General features: G+C 67.5%; 22 protein-coding genes, 1 tRNA gene and 1 rRNA gene. 13 read left to right on the top strand and 11 right to left on the bottom strand.

Annotated elements, in window-relative coordinates; translation table 11 throughout:
- The first annotated feature begins 184 nt into the window (after nucleotides 1-184).
- The 3 genes from Q8N19_RS01485 to Q8N19_RS01475 all read left to right on the top strand — a co-directional run bounded on the left by Q8N19_RS01485 (nucleotide 185) and on the right by Q8N19_RS01475 (nucleotide 1646).
- The gene (locus Q8N19_RS01485) at nucleotides 185-478 is read left to right on the top strand and encodes a hypothetical protein (protein WP_305587872.1); all 294 of its coding nucleotides are present in this window, start codon (nucleotides 185-187) and stop codon (nucleotides 476-478) included.
- Nucleotides 475-870, top strand: coding sequence for a hypothetical protein (locus Q8N19_RS01480; protein ID WP_305587871.1), 396 nt, complete (start codon nucleotides 475-477; stop codon nucleotides 868-870). Before Q8N19_RS01485 ends, Q8N19_RS01480 begins: the two co-directional genes overlap by 4 nt.
- 134 nt (nucleotides 871-1004) lie before the next feature.
- Nucleotides 1005-1646: a superoxide dismutase gene (locus Q8N19_RS01475; protein WP_371133764.1), complete on the top strand. Its 642-nt coding sequence runs from the start codon at nucleotides 1005-1007 to the stop codon at nucleotides 1644-1646.
- A 106-nt stretch (nucleotides 1647-1752) separates the two neighbouring features.
- On the opposite strand, the gene Q8N19_RS01470 is transcribed toward Q8N19_RS01475, so the two are convergent.
- The 3 genes from Q8N19_RS01470 to Q8N19_RS01460 are packed head-to-tail and all read right to left on the bottom strand — an operon-like array spanning nucleotide 1753 to nucleotide 3878.
- Nucleotides 1753-2535, bottom strand: coding sequence for a metallophosphoesterase (locus Q8N19_RS01470; RefSeq protein WP_305587869.1), 783 nt, complete (start codon nucleotides 2533-2535; stop codon nucleotides 1753-1755).
- On the bottom strand, nucleotides 2532-3440 hold the full coding sequence (locus tag Q8N19_RS01465; protein WP_305587868.1) for a diacylglycerol kinase family protein: 909 nt from the start codon (nucleotides 3438-3440) through the stop codon (nucleotides 2532-2534). Before Q8N19_RS01465 ends, Q8N19_RS01470 begins: the two co-directional genes overlap by 4 nt.
- Nucleotides 3441-3461: 21 nt before the next feature.
- Complete coding sequence (locus Q8N19_RS01460) at nucleotides 3462-3878, bottom strand: hypothetical protein (protein ID WP_305587867.1); 417 nt, start codon at nucleotides 3876-3878, stop codon at nucleotides 3462-3464.
- Nucleotides 3879-4038: 160 nt separating this feature from the next.
- Here Q8N19_RS01460 and Q8N19_RS01455 point away from each other — a divergent pair, with 160 nt between their 5' ends.
- From Q8N19_RS01455 to Q8N19_RS01440, 4 genes are all read left to right on the top strand, one after another.
- A complete protein-coding gene (locus tag Q8N19_RS01455) occupies nucleotides 4039-4383 on the top strand; it encodes a YMGG-like glycine zipper-containing protein (RefSeq protein WP_305587866.1) in 345 nt (114 codons plus the stop codon).
- Nucleotides 4384-4525: 142 nt separating this feature from the next.
- Complete coding sequence (locus tag Q8N19_RS01450; RefSeq protein WP_305587865.1) at nucleotides 4526-4936, top strand: OmpA family protein; 411 nt, start codon at nucleotides 4526-4528, stop codon at nucleotides 4934-4936.
- Between the two features lie 326 nt (nucleotides 4937-5262).
- A complete protein-coding gene (locus tag Q8N19_RS01445) occupies nucleotides 5263-5460 on the top strand; it encodes a hypothetical protein (RefSeq protein WP_305587864.1) in 198 nt (65 codons plus the stop codon).
- A 14-nt stretch (nucleotides 5461-5474) separates the two neighbouring features.
- Nucleotides 5475-5768, top strand: a complete 294-nt coding sequence (locus Q8N19_RS01440) for a hypothetical protein (RefSeq protein ID WP_305587863.1) — start codon at nucleotides 5475-5477, stop codon at nucleotides 5766-5768.
- 70 nt (nucleotides 5769-5838) lie between these two features.
- On the opposite strand, the gene Q8N19_RS01435 is transcribed toward Q8N19_RS01440, so the two are convergent.
- Nucleotides 5839-6012 (bottom strand): DUF1328 domain-containing protein, encoded by a 174-nt coding sequence (locus Q8N19_RS01435; RefSeq protein WP_305587862.1) that lies wholly within the window; start codon nucleotides 6010-6012, stop codon nucleotides 5839-5841.
- 124 nt (nucleotides 6013-6136) lie between these two features.
- Entirely contained in the window at nucleotides 6137-6934 is a 798-nt protein-coding gene (locus tag Q8N19_RS01430; RefSeq protein WP_305587861.1) for a response regulator, read from the bottom strand.
- A gap of 238 nt (nucleotides 6935-7172) precedes the next feature.
- On the opposite strand from Q8N19_RS01430, the gene Q8N19_RS01425 reads away from it, so the two are divergent.
- Genes Q8N19_RS01425 through Q8N19_RS01410 form a run of 4 tightly spaced genes read left to right on the top strand, consistent with a single transcriptional unit; the run spans nucleotide 7173 to nucleotide 9880 of the window.
- Complete coding sequence (locus Q8N19_RS01425; RefSeq protein ID WP_305587860.1) at nucleotides 7173-7367, top strand: NepR family anti-sigma factor; 195 nt, start codon at nucleotides 7173-7175, stop codon at nucleotides 7365-7367.
- The gene (locus Q8N19_RS01420; protein ID WP_293318866.1) at nucleotides 7367-7960 is read left to right on the top strand and encodes a sigma-70 family RNA polymerase sigma factor; all 594 of its coding nucleotides are present in this window, start codon (nucleotides 7367-7369) and stop codon (nucleotides 7958-7960) included. Before Q8N19_RS01425 ends, Q8N19_RS01420 begins: the two co-directional genes overlap by 1 nt.
- Nucleotides 7961-7980: 20 nt before the next feature.
- Nucleotides 7981-9693, top strand: coding sequence for a sensor histidine kinase (locus Q8N19_RS01415; RefSeq protein ID WP_305587859.1), 1713 nt, complete (start codon nucleotides 7981-7983; stop codon nucleotides 9691-9693).
- Nucleotides 9694-9742: 49 nt separating this feature from the next.
- Nucleotides 9743-9880 (top strand): entericidin A/B family lipoprotein, encoded by a 138-nt coding sequence (locus tag Q8N19_RS01410; RefSeq protein WP_293318862.1) that lies wholly within the window; start codon nucleotides 9743-9745, stop codon nucleotides 9878-9880.
- A gap of 121 nt (nucleotides 9881-10001) precedes the next feature.
- Here the strand turns inward: Q8N19_RS01410 and Q8N19_RS01405 are convergent, their stop codons facing one another.
- From Q8N19_RS01405 to Q8N19_RS01390, 4 genes are all read right to left on the bottom strand, one after another.
- Nucleotides 10002-10829, bottom strand: a complete 828-nt coding sequence (locus tag Q8N19_RS01405; protein WP_305587858.1) for a protein-glutamate O-methyltransferase CheR — start codon at nucleotides 10827-10829, stop codon at nucleotides 10002-10004.
- Nucleotides 10826-11191, bottom strand: a complete 366-nt coding sequence (locus tag Q8N19_RS01400) for a PleD family two-component system response regulator (RefSeq protein WP_305587857.1) — start codon at nucleotides 11189-11191, stop codon at nucleotides 10826-10828. Before Q8N19_RS01400 ends, Q8N19_RS01405 begins: the two co-directional genes overlap by 4 nt.
- 98 nt (nucleotides 11192-11289) lie before the next feature.
- Nucleotides 11290-11973 carry a histidine phosphotransferase ChpT gene (chpT, locus tag Q8N19_RS01395; RefSeq protein WP_305587856.1) on the bottom strand — a complete coding sequence of 228 codons (684 nt, stop codon included), beginning with the start codon at nucleotides 11971-11973 and terminating at the stop codon, nucleotides 11290-11292.
- Nucleotides 11974-12015: 42 nt separating this feature from the next.
- Nucleotides 12016-12234, bottom strand: a complete 219-nt coding sequence (locus Q8N19_RS01390; RefSeq protein ID WP_305587855.1) for a hypothetical protein — start codon at nucleotides 12232-12234, stop codon at nucleotides 12016-12018.
- Nucleotides 12235-12554: 320 nt separating this feature from the next.
- On the opposite strand from Q8N19_RS01390, the gene Q8N19_RS01385 reads away from it, so the two are divergent.
- On the top strand, nucleotides 12555-13745 hold the full coding sequence (locus Q8N19_RS01385) for an acyl-CoA dehydrogenase (protein WP_305587854.1): 1191 nt from the start codon (nucleotides 12555-12557) through the stop codon (nucleotides 13743-13745).
- Nucleotides 13746-13808: 63 nt separating this feature from the next.
- Nucleotides 13809-14399 (top strand): exopolysaccharide biosynthesis protein, encoded by a 591-nt coding sequence (locus Q8N19_RS01380; RefSeq protein ID WP_305587853.1) that lies wholly within the window; start codon nucleotides 13809-13811, stop codon nucleotides 14397-14399.
- Between the two features lie 61 nt (nucleotides 14400-14460).
- On the opposite strand, the gene Q8N19_RS01375 is transcribed toward Q8N19_RS01380, so the two are convergent.
- Nucleotides 14461-14537 (bottom strand) — tRNA-Met (locus tag Q8N19_RS01375).
- A 76-nt stretch (nucleotides 14538-14613) separates the two neighbouring features.
- A 5S ribosomal RNA gene (gene rrf / locus Q8N19_RS01370) occupies nucleotides 14614-14728 on the bottom strand.
- Between the last annotated feature and the right edge of the window lie 10 nt (nucleotides 14729-14738).

Genomic DNA, 14738 nt, shown 5'->3' with positions numbered 1-14738 from the left:
AGCCTAACGCCGGCCGCGCAGCGATGCGACAAGAACCGTGCAGAACCTGCGAAGATTTGACGCACCCTGACCTGGAACCTGGAACCGCTGTGGCCTATGTGACGTTCTGGCGGAGCCCTGTGCGAGGCGTGCGGGGACCTCGAACCTCTGGAGATACTGCATGTCGAACGCTTCTGACCGAGCCGTGAACGAAGCCAAGGCCGCCGCCACCTCCGCGGCGACTTCCGCTCAGGTCCTGGCCGAGGACGCACAGCAAACCTTCCGTGACGCCGCCAAGCATTTCGAACGGGCGGTTCAGGAAGGCGTGGAACAAATTCGCGCTCAGTCGCGCGCCTATGCCGACACGGCCGGCGAGCAGATTGAAGAAGCTCAGCGCTACGTGGTCGAACACGTGCGTGAACGTCCGCTGGCGGCGACGGGCGTCGCCGTCGGTGTCGGCGTGGTGATCGGCCTGCTGCTCGCTGGCGGCCGCCGTTGATCGAGAAGGCGCTTCTTGCGGTCATCGGCCTGGCGGCCCTGACCGCCCTGACGCTCATGGGCGTCGCGGCGGCCGGTTTCGCCCTGTTCGCTGTGCTTACGCCGCTTCTCGGCGCGGCAGGCGCGGCGGGGGTGCTCGCCCTGGTTTGTATCCTGATCCTGGGCGGCGCTGTTCTGGCGGTTCGCGGTAAGGGTCCGTCCCTGCCTGCCCTGCAGCAGGACGACAGCCTGGCGGCCCGGGCCTTTGATCTGGCCCGTCAGCATCCCATGGCCGCGGGGGGAGCTGCGCTTCTGGCCACCCTGGCGGCTGGCGTCCTGGCGGTGAAGAATCCCAAGGTGATCGCCACCGCCCTCAGCGCCTACCTCGCGGGCCGGTCCTCAGGACGTCACTAGATCTGGTTACTCCGGCGCGGCCAGGCTCATCCAGAGCTCTGTTGGCTCGCGCCGGAGACGGACCGGCTCCGATCCCTCACGGCGCGCCCCTGATCGGGCGCGTCCCTTTTTTGTATCAGCCTGCCTGAGGACCTATGATGTTCAAGCTTCCGGACCTTCCCTACGCTTATGACGCCCTGTCCCCGGTGATCTCCGCCGAGACGATGCGGTTTCACCACGACAAGCATCACGCCAAGTATGTGGACACGCTCAACGACCTGCTGAAGGCCTCAGGCGAGACCCCTGCCTCCCTGGAAGAGGTGGTCAAGGCCGCCGCCGGCGATCCGGCCAAGAAGAAGCTCTTCAACAACGCCGCCCAGACCTACAACCACACCTTCTTCTGGACCTGCATGATCGGCGAGAAGCAGCAGCCGCAGGGCGACCTGGCCGCGGCCATTGACCGGGACTTCGGCGGCCTGGACAAGCTGAAGGAAGCCTTTGTCACCGAGTCTGTGAACCACTTCGCCTCGGGCTGGGGCTGGCTGGCCGCCGAGGGCGACAAGTTGAAGGTGCTGTCGACTCACGACGCTGACGACCTGCTGACCCATCAGGGCCTGACGCCGCTGCTGACCTGCGACGTCTGGGAACACGCCTACTATCTGGACCACCAGAATGATCGGAAGGCCTTCGTGGAAGCCTGGTTCGACAACCTGCCCCACTGGACCTTCGCCGCCGCCCAGTACGACGCCGCCCGTGGCAAGGGGCAGGCCTGGCGCCATCCCGTTCCGGCCGCCTGATCCCCGGAGCCGGTCTGGGTCGAAATAGTCAGCCACGTCTAAATCCCGCGCCCGAAAGGCGCGGGATTTTTCGTATCGGAGGGGCCGGCGCGGGGTCCGGGCTCCACTAGAGCCGGCGATCCAGCGACCAGGTCCGATGGGCTTCGAACTGGCTGCCCGACCAGGTCAGGGCCTTGATCCGGATGGCCTCATCGTCGGCCTCAATCATGTTGAAGCTGGCGGGAACGCCGCGCTCTCGCACCGACAGGGTGCCACATCCCACCGCATAGGTGCGTTCATCGGCGAACGGGTAAGGCAGGGCGAACGGCGCGTGAACGTGCCCCGAAAGGACCAGGTCGACCCGCGCCTCGCTGAAGGCCCGGGCGGCGTCGACCCCGCCCCAGACCTTGGCGGTCATGGGGCCAGCGATCATCTCGGTGAGCGGATGATGCAGCGCCACCAGCCGCAGACGGTTCGCAGGGGCGGTGTCCAGGAAGCTGACGGCGGTGCGCACCTGGTCGCGAGAAATCTGGCCCTTCGACCAGTTCAGACGCCACTGGGCGCCCCGGGCGGTGTTCACGCCGGCCACGGCCACCTGTTCATCCAGATGCGACTGGCTCCAGGCCGGACCGATGATCCGCTCAAACCGGGCGAAAGGCGTAAAAATCCGCTCGTGCCAGGCCAGATAGGGCGCGTCGTGATTGCCAGGCGTGACCAGCCACGGCCGCGGCAGCCGCTCGAGCCAGGCCCGTGCGGCCTCAAGCTCTCCGACCTCCGCAAAGCGGGTGATGTCGCCGGTGATCAGGACGAGATCAGGCGGCGTCTCCTGCAAGAGCGTCGTCGCCGCTTCTACAGCCGGCAGGTTCTCGTCGCCAAAGTGGATGTCCGAAAGCTGGGCGATGCGGATCATGCGGCCGCCGGGTTGACGGCGGCGTCCAGAATCTCCCCCTCGGCGCCGGCCGGTTCATCGCGAGGCGCCAGCACCCGGGCCACATGGGGCACGAAGGCGACCTGGGCGAAGGCGCCCAGCTGGACGCTCTCGCCATCCAGCAAGGCCGGTATGCCGCGCGGCGCCCAGACCCGCGCCTCGCGGCAAAGTCCGAGATCCACCGCGGGGTCGTCGCGCCAGTCGCCCACCGCCGCGTGCAGCCCGAGCCGGAAGGCCTCCAGGGCGCCATTGAGATCGAGGCCGGCGGCCTCCAGCGCCTGCTCATCGTCGGACAGACGCCGGCTGGCGGTGGGGCACATGAAGATCACGGCCTCACCCTTTTCTCTGGGACCAGCCCCGATCACATAGCGAAGGCGGCTGGAGAAGGCCCGCGACCAGGCCGTGCGCGCCCGCTCCAGGGCGAGACGGGCCTTGCCCTCGCGCATGGCTTCCCGGGCCGGGGCCCAGAGGGCCGGAGCGCCGAGGATGGCGGCCACAAGGAACAACTTCCCGTCCACCGTTCCACCAGCCAGGGGACGCTCGACCCCGCTGTCAAGAATGTCGACCAGCGCCTCCTGCCAAGGCCTTGCGCCGTAGATCGCGTGCGGCAGCATGTTCATGGTGCCCCCCGCCAGGGGCGCAAACAGGGGGCCGTCAGGACCGCACATCTCTGCGGCGCTGCGGGCTGTGCCGTCGCCGGCCACCACCGCCAGCAGATCGGGACCTGCATCTAGGGCGGACCGGAGGCACTGCTCCAGGTCGCCGGAGGATGAGGCGCAGACCCGCGCGCTCACCCCGTACTGGGCGAGGATTTCCTCAGCCTGCTGTGGCGCATCAGCCGAAACGCTGCCGGAGGCCAGATTCAGAACCACTTCGATCTTGCGCACGCCCTCGATCACAGTCGCGGCCTAACGCGCTGGTTCGCTAAGGTCGGGATCGGCGGGCTCGCCGGCGCCTTCGCCAGGCTGCAGCTCACGTCCGGCGCCGCTGAGGACGGCCCCGGCTTCTCCAGCTGCGGCCCGGAAGGTCGGTTCGGCGCGATCTGCGGCCACCGCCAGTTTCTGATCCACCACTTCGCCCCCCTTGCCGAACGACCCGTGCCAGGCCGCCACGCCAAGCATGGCGCCGCCAGCCAGGGCCACAAGGCCGATCAACAGATTGCGTATGGGATGACTGCGACGGCGGCGCTCTGCCCTGCGACCCTCAGCGAGCCCCTGTTCATAGGCCCTGTCCACCTCACGCGGATCGACAGCCAGGGGAGCTGTGGGAGGCGCCACGTTCAGCGGCGCGCCATCGCGGCGGGGTCTTCCAAATCGGGGCCACATTTGAGGCGCTCCATCATGATCTCTGCGGCCAAGCTAACGGTATTGCGCGATGGCGGTTCCCTTGGCGGAGGTGCGGCGGAGCCTGCGGGGCGCCCGGGACGGGAACCCGACACGGCGGGGGGCGTTTGATTGTCGGCACAAGCTCAAGGAGAGCCTGGAAATGATGAAGTCTCTTATCGCTGTCGCGGGCGCAGGCCTCCTGGCCGCGGCCTGCACCTCTACCGGCACGGTGGAACGTAACGCCGCTGGCGGCGCGGCCCTCGGCGCTCTGGCCGGCGCGGTCATTGGCAACAATGTCGGCTCGGGCAGCGCTGCCACGGGCGCCGCCATCGGCGCGGTCGCCGGCGGCGCGGCGGGCGCCTACAAGGGGTGCCGTGAGGACGGCGGCTGCGGCGCCGATGTCCCCAATCGCCGCCAGTACTATGATGAGCGAGCGGGTCGCTACTACTTCTATGACTCCGCTAGCCAGCGCTATTACTGGGAAGACGGCCAGCCCCGCTACTGACAGGCGCGGCAAGGCAAAGTGATTTCAGGGGCGGTCAGCATGCTGGCCGCCCCTTTTTGCGCGCCCTGGAGAACCAGGGGCGAACTGAGGGGTGCTGGGAATGAAACTGACAACGAAATCCGCGGTTACAACGAGCGTCTGCATGGCGGGGGTACTCGTGCTGAGTGGCTGCCAGACCTGGCGGGAGAGTCTGACGCGGGACTCCCGCTGCGATCTGGTCTCTGCCGAGATCTATTTTGAACCAGACTCGGCGGACTTGGGGCCCGAGGCGCGCGGCCTGATCGCGGCGACAGCGCAGCAGGCGGCCGGTTGCACGGTCGACAGGGTGGATGTCCTGGGCCTGGCCGACGCCACCGGCGCGCCTGAGCCGAACATGGCCCTGTCGCAGGCCCGCGCCGCCACGGTGGCCCAGGCCCTGGCCGAGGCCGGCCTTCCTGAGGCGGCCTTTGACACGCAGGCTGCTGGACAGCTGAACGCGGTGAGACCGGACGGCGTTGACCGGCCCATGCGCCGCCGGGTGGACATCCGGCTTCGCCTGTCGACGCCGGACTGACCCACGAGAGAGACTGGCCCACAAGAGAAAGGCGGACCCGGGAGGGTCCGCCGAAGTGGGTATCATCGAGAAAAGGGGGGTGCGGAGGCGGCAGGCTGACGAATGACCGCCAGCCTCAAGTCGGGGGGGGCGTCGCCGCCTCCGCAGGTTGAATAACTCGCCTGATCGAGACCCGTTCCCACTGGCTGCGAAGTTTTTTCAGATTCCTCAGACCGGCCGCTCGAGCCGGGTCTGAGGCGGAACGGAGAAGCTTCGCCGACGTTCTATCCCCAACAGCAAAGCCTGGCTTTGCGCCAATCTCGGGGCCGAGGATGATCAGGGGATACATGGCCGCACATGGCGGCCTCGCCTACGTGGAGACCGTCTCCCGTCGCGCCCAGCGGACACGCCGCCGGATGGTGGCTCTGACCTCGGTCGCGAGCATGGCCTGCGCCATTTCCCTTCTGGGCGCGCTTACCGCGCCCGACCATTCGGGCACGGGCGCGCCGCCTGCGCCGAGCCCGCTGCATCTCATTCGATTCTAGCCAAGGAACACCTGATGGCCGAACCTCAAGACAACAACGCCCCGAAAATGCCGGCGACGCCGGCGCGCCAGGGCGCCCTGGGCAGGCCCGTGTTGCTGGTGCTGGTGATCTCGGTGACCCTGGCCTTTGTCGGCCTGATGGCCGCCTGGCTGTTCCGCGCCGATGACCTGGCAGAGGGCGATGTCCATGCCGGGCGGCAAGCCAGCGACGCGGTTGAGTTCAATCAGGACGCGCCGGCCCCGCGGATCCCCGAAGCCGATGGCGCTGACGGCCCGACCACTCAGCCGCCGCAGAACGCACCGAACTGATGTTCTGAGACAAAGAGAGGGCCGGAACATCTGTTCCGGCCCTCTTGTCTTGCCCCGAAGAGCCTGCGGCTCAAACGACGGACTGACCCCGAATGGCGCGCACGACGAAGCTCGCCACCAGCAGGACCAGGAACAGCACGAAGAGCACCTTGGCGATTGTGGCCGCCAAGCCTGCCAGGCTCATGAAACCAAGATATCCGGCTGCAACCGCTAGCACCGCAAACACTATCGCCCAACCCAGCATGACATGCTCCTCAGGTCCGTGGATCCAGAACGGCGCGAGGCGCCGCCTGGGTCTGTGAACGTCTGATGAGCTGGGCTGTTCCGCCCGCCGCTCGGCGCCTCACGGGACCGGCGGCGGGCTAGGGTCAGGCTGCGGCCTTCGCCTTGCGGCGGGGATGGAAGAAAAGCGCCTGGCCGATCGCCGCCTTCACCGTCTCCGGCTGGAAGGGCTTGGTGATCAGGAAGGTGGGCTCAGGGCGCTCGCCGGTGAGCAGGCGCTCCGGGAAGGCGGTGATGAAGATCACCGGCACATCGAGCTCGGCCAGGATGTCCTTGACCGCGTCGATGCCAGAGGACCCGTCCGCCAGCTGGATGTCGGCCAGGACAAGACCCGGGCGATTGCGGCTGACGGCGTCGACAGCCTCGGTCCGGGTGGCGGCGATATCCACCACAGTATGGCCCAGCTCCTTGACCAGGGCCTCGATGTCGGCCGCGATCACCGGTTCGTCCTCGATGATGAGCACGTCGGTGGCCAGTTCAGCATCGATCTCCGACTGGGCCTCGGCGATCAAGGCGCCGACCTCATCAAAACTCGCCCCAAGAATCTGGGCGGTCTCGCTGGGAGTGAAGCCTTCCAGAGCGGTCAGCAGGAACGCCTGACGAGACCGAGGCGCAATGCGCATCAGCCGTGAGTTGGCGTCGTCGTCGGCGCCGTCGGTCGCTGGCGACTCCAGCTGAGCTCCGGTGGAGCACCAGATGGTGTGGAACACGTGATAGAGCGCGACCCTGGGGGTCAGACCCGCCTCCAGGACCTTTTCGCCCGCAGCCAGGGCCTCAAGGGCCACGCGGACATAATGGTCGCCAGTTGTTTGATCGCCGGTGAGCGCACGCGCATAGCGCCGGACATAAGGCAGATGCGGCGCCAGTCGGGCTAGAAGACTCAATGACCCCTCCCGTAGAGACAAGGATGAACACGCGACTGCATCGATTGCGGCCGCGCTTGATCCATCAACCGCACAAAACGTCGCTGGAGGGAACCGGTTCCCCATGTTTGACGTTTTCGACATTCTGAGATCAGGCGGCTATGGCTGGGCTGATGGAACTCGACGGGGGGCCGGGCGTTTGAGCGATCAGAATGACAGCAAGAAGGGGCGTTCGCCGCCTGAGCGAGACGCCGGGGATATGATCGAACACCAATCCGAACAGCATTCGGCGGGGCCAGACGTGAACGCCGCGGCCCTCGATGAAGCACGCTTGCGCCAGCAGGCCATCGGCGTGCGCCTGCGACAGATGTTCGACGAGGTGGTCAACGAGCCGGTCCCGGACGAATTTCTGGATATCCTGCGCCGCGCCGACAAGTCGGCGGAGAACGGCTGATGGTCGACCGCAGCCCCCGGGACCCCGCCCTCGACAACGCCTTCAAGGCTGAAATCGTCACCCTGATCCCCCATCTGCGCGCCTTCGCCCGCACCCTGTGCGGCGACGCCACGGCCGCCGATGACCTGGCGCAGGACGCCATGATGAAGGCGTGGGACGCCCGCGCCAGCTTCCAGATGGGCACCAACATGAAGGCGTGGACCTTCATGATCCTGCGCAACCAGTTCTATTCCGAGAAGCGCCGGTCCTGGCGCCAGAGCCAGCTCGACCAGGAGGCCGCCGAACGCACTCTGGTGGCGGTGGACGATCCCGAGGCGCCCGTGGCGCTGGACGAACTCCGCCTGAGCCTTGGCATGTTGCCGCCGGAGCAGCGCGAGGCGCTGATCCTGGTGGGCGCCGGCGGCTTCGCCTACGAAGAGGCCGCCGAGATCTGCGGCGTCGCAGTCGGCACGGTCAAAAGCCGTGTGAGCCGCGCGCGGCGCGCCTTGCAGGCCATTCTCGAGGCCGGCGCCTATGACCGCGATGGCGGGGCGGCCGGCGACGCGATGCGGTCTATCCTGGCCGACGCCGAACGGCTCAGCACCGCGCGCTGACGGCCCGGGGGGGCCAGGTCATGAATGGGGATCCCTGGGCCTCTCTGGGCACCATACGCGTCCGGTTGATCGCCGCCATGGCGGCAGCCCTGCTGCCGGTTCTGGCCCTGGGGGCCATTCAGAGCGGCATGGCCTTCAACCACGAGGCTGAACGGGTCCGGGAAACCCTGGGGTCGGCGGCGCAGCGGAGCGCGGCCGACGCCCGGGCGCGGATGGAGTCCGCCGACATTCTGCTTGAGACCCTGGCGCCGGGTTCGGTGGGGTTCGCCTGTGCTCAGCGACTGGCCGAGATCGCCGAACGTATCCCCGGCTATGACAATCTGATCCGCTTTGACCGCAACGGCCGGGTCGCCTGCGCGGCTGGAACCGTCCCTTCCGACCCCGCGCGGGCCGAACGCCCCTGGTTCAACCAGGTGCAGACTGGCGGTGAAATGGTCATCACCCGCGATCCCGGCGCAGTCTATTCCGATAAGCCGGCCCTCATGGCCGTTGTCCCTGCCTACAATTCGGCCGGCGAGTTCGACGGCGCCCTGGCGGCGGTGATCGCCCTGGCCAGCCTGCAACCCAACTCCACCGTGGCGGCCCTGCCCCCCGGCTCCGAAGTGGCCCTGCTGGACGCCGCCGGCGAATATCTCAGCCTGACAGACCCAGACGCCTTCGCGCCGCCCCCGGTCGGCTGGCAGGCGCGCACCCACGCGCAAGGGTCCTATGTCTGGTATGGTCGCACTGACGGACAGCGCCGGGTCTATATCGCCGCCCCTCTGGTGGGCGAGAGCCTGTTCGTCATCCTGTCGGCGGACTCGCCGGGGCTCTTTTCCTGGGCGCGCCTCAACCCGCTGACCGGGCTCATCCTGCCGCTTCTGACCTTCGCCGTCGTGCTGGGGACAGTGTTCATCGCCGTGGACCGGGTGGTTGTGCGCTGGCTTATCTATCTGCAGCGGATCGCCGCCCTCTATGGCCGGGGCCGCCTGACGGTCAGACCGGCCCAGGCTGGCGACATGCCGCTGGAAATCCGCGACCTGGCCGAGGCCATGGAGACTATGGCCGACGCCATCGTCGGCCGTGACGCCTCGCTCCGCGACTCCCTCGCCCAGAAGGACGCCCTGATGCGGGAGATCCATCACCGGGTGAAGAACAATCTGCAGGTCATCTCCAGCCTGCTCAGCATGCAGCAGCGGGCCCTGACCGACCCGGGCGCCCGGGCCGCCATGTCCGACACCCGCCAGCGGATTTCAGCCCTGGCCCTCGTCTATCGCGCCCTGTACCAGGGCCCCGATCTCAAGCGCGTGGACCTGCGCCCCTTCCTCGAGGAACTCACCGCCCAGCTGGTGGCCGGCGAATCCATGCACGGGCCAGCGGTGCGGACGGAGCTGCACGCCGATACCTTGATGATCGATCCTGACCGCCTGGCCCCTCTGGCCCTGTTTGCGGTGGAAGCGATCACCAACGCCCAGAAGCACGCCTTCGCCGGTCGCGGCGGCACGCTGAGCGTCGACTTCCGGGTCGGCGGCGACGAGGCCGTTCTGGAGATCGCCGACGACGGCGACGCCAGCGATCAGGCCCTGGCGGGAACCGGTGTGGGCCGCACCCTGATGACCGCCTTCGCCCGCCAGCTGCGCGGTCGCTCGGAGCTGGTCCGCAACGCCGCAGGGGGCGTCACCGTTCGTCTGGCCTTCCCGACACCCCACCCCGCGATGTCCGCGCCCTCGGAAGGGAACCAGCAGGTCGCCTGACCGTTAAGCTTGGCGACGCCGCCTTCCCTTCCAAAACGGAGACCCAAAAATGCGTAAGCTCTTCCTTCTGGCCGCCCTGACCGCCAGCCTCGGCATGACCGCCTGCAACACCATTTCCGGCGCTGGCCAGGACGTGGGCGCGGCCGGCGACGCCGTCACGCGCACCGCTGAAGACGCCAAGAACTAAGACCGACAGCCGACCGGCCGCTGGGCTGGTCTCTGACGATCGAGCCCCGCTCCGGCCCCGCCGCGGCGGGGTTTTTCGTGGCTGGAGTTGAGGGGGGAGTTGAGGGGGGAGTTGAGGGGTGTCAGGCAGCCGCCCGGTCGGCGGCGCGCAGGACGTAAAGGCCCGGCGTATCATCCACGGCGCTCAAAGGCTCATCGCCGGCCACCGGATCCTCGTCGGCGGCGAACAGCACCCGGCCGCCCGGGTTCAGGGCGGCGGCGAGGTTCTCCACCACCTGGCGCTGGGCGGGCTCGATCATCGAGGAGATAACATTGCGGCAGAAGATCAGGTCGAAGCCCCTGACCCTGGACATGTCGCCGATCAGGTTCAATCGCCGCCAGCGGATCGACTGGCGGATCTGGGGGGAGATCAGCCACATCTCGTCCACCTTGTCGAAGTGCCGGACCAGGCTGCGGATCGGCAGCCCCCTCTGGACCTCAAACTGGGTGTAGAGTCCGCTCTGGGCCTTCTCCAGGGCCCGTTCAGACAGGTCGGAACCGAACAGTTCGAACCGGGCGTCGGGCCATTGGCCCGCCATGTCGTCGACCAGCATGGCCAGGGAGTGGATTTCCTGCCCCGTCCCGCAGGCCGCGCTCCAGATGCGGATCGGCTGATCCTTGCGCCGCGCGACCAGTTCCGGCGCCAGCACATCGCGGAAGTGGTCGAAGGCGGCCTTGTCGCGGAAGAAGCTTGTGTCCCCGGCCGCCATGGCCTCGACGATCGCCCAGATCAGGCGGTCCTCCCGCCTTGCCCGCAGGCCCGCCATCAGCTCGGCGATGCTGTCGAAACCCTCGCGCCGGGCCACCGGACCCAGGCGGGTCTCCAGCAGATAGTCCTTGGCCGGATCGACCTTCTGGCCGGACCGGGCCGCGCAGAGTTGGGCGACAAGCTCGCGGTCTTCCGCCTTCATGCCAGCCCAGCCTGGGCAAACTTTGCCGCCACGATCTCACTGTCGAAGGGTTTCATGATGTACTCGTCCGCGCCGCTTTCGAGAGCCTCGCGGATGGCGCTGACCTCGTTTTCGACCGTGCAGAAGATCACCTTTGGCGCCTTGCCGCCGGGCTCCATCCGCAGGCCGCGCAGGAATTCCAGCCCGTTCATCACCGGCATGTTCCAGTCGAGCAGCACCACCTCCGGCATGGTGGTGCGACACCAGGCCAGGGCTTCAGCCCCGTCGGCCGCCTCGGCCACATCGAAGCCGAGGTCCTCCAGGATCCTGCGGGCGACCTTTCGGATCACCCGGCTGTCATCGACGATGAGGCAAGTCCTCAACCGAACACTCCCAACCTGAGGCCCTCTGTTGTCGGGCCTGCTGGTTAAGGAGCCGTTTGATTTTGCCAGATGGGCGGCGGGTAAGCCCCGATTTGGGCTCAGCCGGCTGGGATCGTCACGGCCAAGGTCACCTTTTCCTCGCCCGCCTCAGCGAAAATCTTGCCGCCGGCGTCGCTCACGAAGAGGTGGACATAATAGGCCTGGACCCAGTGGCCGTGCAGCGCGCCCGCGGGCAGGTCTTCTCCACGCAGACCGGCGGCGACTTCGGGGCGCAGCCGAGCCTTGGGGCCCGTGGCCTCGACGGCGATCACCGTGGTGTCCCCGTCCCGGGCGGCCCGCAGCCTCGCCACCCCGCCCAGGGGCAGGGCCGCGCCGGCCATCTGGGCGACATTCAGAACGGCGCGAGCGGCGGCCTTGTCCAGGCGATCGGCCTCCACCGCCCAGGCCAGCTCGGCCCGCTGATGGCTGAACACCCCCTGGGCGAGCCGCTCCAGTTCCCGGGGGTCGAACACCTCCGCCGAGGCCGAGGCGCCGAAGGCGACCCGGGTGAAGGACAGCATCTCCGCCAGCTTCCGTCCGGAGGCGGCGATGAGGCCCATGGCGTCCTCGCGCATGTCCTGGGCGTCGGGATCCTCCAGCAGATCAAGGCCTGAGACGATGGCGCTGACCGGGCTGATGAAGTCATGGCACATTCGCGCGGCCAGGAAGGCGGCGATCTGCGCTGCGCCGACAGGATCGGCCTCAGGTTGGGGCGATGGAAAGAGGGGCGCGGTGTCGGTCATCGCCGCAAGATTGGCGTGATTGGCCGGCCGTGAACAGGGGCTCTAGATAGCCTTTTCGAAGACCCAGGGGTCCTGCGGCGGCGCCAGGCGGGCGGGCGCAAACGCCGCGATGGTCGGCTCGACGGCTGCCCGGCTGCGGCCCGCGGCCGGCTGGGCGAGAGAGACGGCCAGATAGCCGGCGAAGCCGACAAAGAACGCGAAAACGCCCAGCCAGGTGAGGGCTGCGACGGGATCGACCAGGTGGCTCGGCTGCGGTTCCATGAGAGTTGAACCCACGCGGGGGTCGTTGGTTGCAGGCCGAGGCTTGCGCGCGGCTTATTGCGAACAGTTCGCATTGCAGCAGGGCGCGACCCATTATAAGAATGACTCGCAAGTCGGCCGGGTCCCCTCTCCGCTGACCTGCGATCAGCATGGCGTTCCTCCCCGCCAGGCCCTGGCTCCGTCCGGCCCCCGCCGGGCGGAGCCGCTCTTTTCCTCCGCCCACCCCGAACATCGCTCGCCCGCTGGGCTGTATGCCGGCGCGGTTTGGGTCCATAACCGCAGCAGACAAAACCAATGCCGCAGATCATAGGAGGCGCGCCATGGCCCTGGACACCGGAGTGGCTCAGAAGACCTTTCGCTGGGAAGATCCTCTGGATCTGGCCGCCCGGCTCTCCGAGGACGAACGGATGGTCTGGGAGGCCGCGCGGGCCTATTGCCGCGACAAGCTGCTGCCACGGGTGGTCTCGGCCTATGCCGAGGAGCGCTTCGACCGCGAGATCATGACGGAGATGGGGGCCCTGGGCTTCCTCGGCCCCACCATTCCCGAAGAATACGGCGGCGCCGGCGTCAATCACGTGGCCTATGGTCTGATCGCCCGCGAAGTCGAAGCGATCGATTCCGGCTACCGCTCGGCCATGAGCGTGCAGTCCTCTCTGGTCATGTACCCGATCTATGCCTTCGGTTCCGAAGCCCAGAAGCAGAAGTACCTGCCCGGCATGGCCAAGGGCGACATCATCGGCTGCTTTGGTCTGACCGAGGCCGATGGCGGCTCTGACCCCGCCTCCATGCGTACGGTGGCCAAGAAGATCGACGGCGGCTTCGTGCTGAACGGCGCCAAGATGTGGATCACCAACAGCCCGATCAGCGATGTGGCCCTGGTCTGGGCCAAGCTCGATGGGGTGATCCGCGGCTTCCTGGTGGACCGCGGCTCAGAGGGCCTGACCACGCCGAAGATCAACAACAAGCTGTCCCTGCGGGCCTCGGTGACCGGCGAGATCGCGCTCTCTGACGTCTTTGTGCCCGAGGACCAGATGCTGCCTGGCGTGAGCGGCCTGCGCGGGCCCTTCTCCTGCCTGAACAAGGCCCGCTACGGGATCGCCTGGGGCGCCATGGGCGCGGCGGAATTCTGCCTGCACGCCAGCCGCGACTATGTGGCCAGCCGCCAGGTGTTCGGAAAGCCCCTGGCCGCCCGCCAGCTGGTGCAGAAGAAGCTGGCCGACATGCAGACCGAGATCGCGCTCGGCTTCGAAGGGGCGCTCGCCCTGGGCCGGCTGATTGATGAAGGCGCCTGGGTGCCGGAAGCCATCAGCCTGATGAAGCGCAACAACTGCGGCAAGGCCTTGGCCATCGCCCGGGAGGCCCGCGACATCCACGGCGGCAACGGTATCAGCGGCGAGTACCATGTGATGCGCCATGCCGCGAACCTGGAGACGGTCAACACCTATGAAGGCGCCCACGACGTCCACGCCCTTATCCTGGGCCGCGCCATCACGGGCGAAAACGCCTTCTAGGGTCCTGACGACGGCGCCAATGGCGGTCCGGGGCGTTGTTCAGGCCACGCCCCGGGAGCCTTCATGCCTGACAGTCCACGCACCCTAGATGACGTCGTTCTCTGCGTCTGCGAAACCGCCGCGGCCGCCGACGGCAAGGTCAGCCTGGAAGAGATCCGCGACGCCATCGGCGGCCGGGCCTATGGGCCTTTGCTGTTCATGGCCGGCGTGATCACCATGACTCCGGTCAGCGCCGTGCCCGGCGTCCCGTCCCTCCTGGCCCTGACCGTCATTCTGATCGCCGGCCAGATGCTGGTGGGGAGCGATCAGGTCTGGCTGCCGCGCTGGTTACTCAGACTGAAGGTCAAGGCCGCCAGCCTGGAGAAAGGCGCGCAGCGCGTGCGGCGCCCGGCGCAGGCGCTCGATCGCCTGATACGACCCCGGCTCCTGAGCATGACGCAAGGTGCTGGTCGAAAGGGTGTGGCGGTGATCTGCATCCTTGTCGGGCTGATGACCCCGCCCCTGGAGCTCATCCCGTTCTCGACAGCCATACCGGCCGCCACGATCACGGTCTTTGGATTGGGCCTGACGGCCCGGGACGGGGCGGTTGTGTTGGTCGCCCTCAGCGTCGGCGTCGCCGCGATCGGCCTGGTCGGCTGGGCGGTGCTGGGCTGAGGCGTTGGCCAGACAGCAAAAAGCCGCCGGACGGGATGCGTACGGCGGCTTTGAGATGATATGGGTGCGGGGACAGGATTTGAACCTGTGACCTTCAGGTTATGAGCCTGACGAGCTACCGGGCTGCTCCACCCCGCGGCAGATGGTTTGGCGCGTGGATGTGCGCCTTATGTGCTGGCAAGGGAGTGATCTGATGAATTCATCCGTTTGGTAGACCTGGCGGCGACCTACTCTCCCGCGCCTTAAGACGAAGTACCATCGGCCCAGAGAGGCTTAACGACCGAGTTCGGAATGGGATCGGGTGGGGACCTCTCGGCATAACCACCAGGTCAACGAAAC

The organism is Phenylobacterium sp. (assembly GCF_030693405.1).
Lineage (GTDB): Bacteria > Pseudomonadota > Alphaproteobacteria > Caulobacterales > Caulobacteraceae > Phenylobacterium.
The sequence above is the reverse complement of the archived record's forward strand: the minus strand, read 5'-3'. Positions and strand labels throughout refer to the sequence as shown.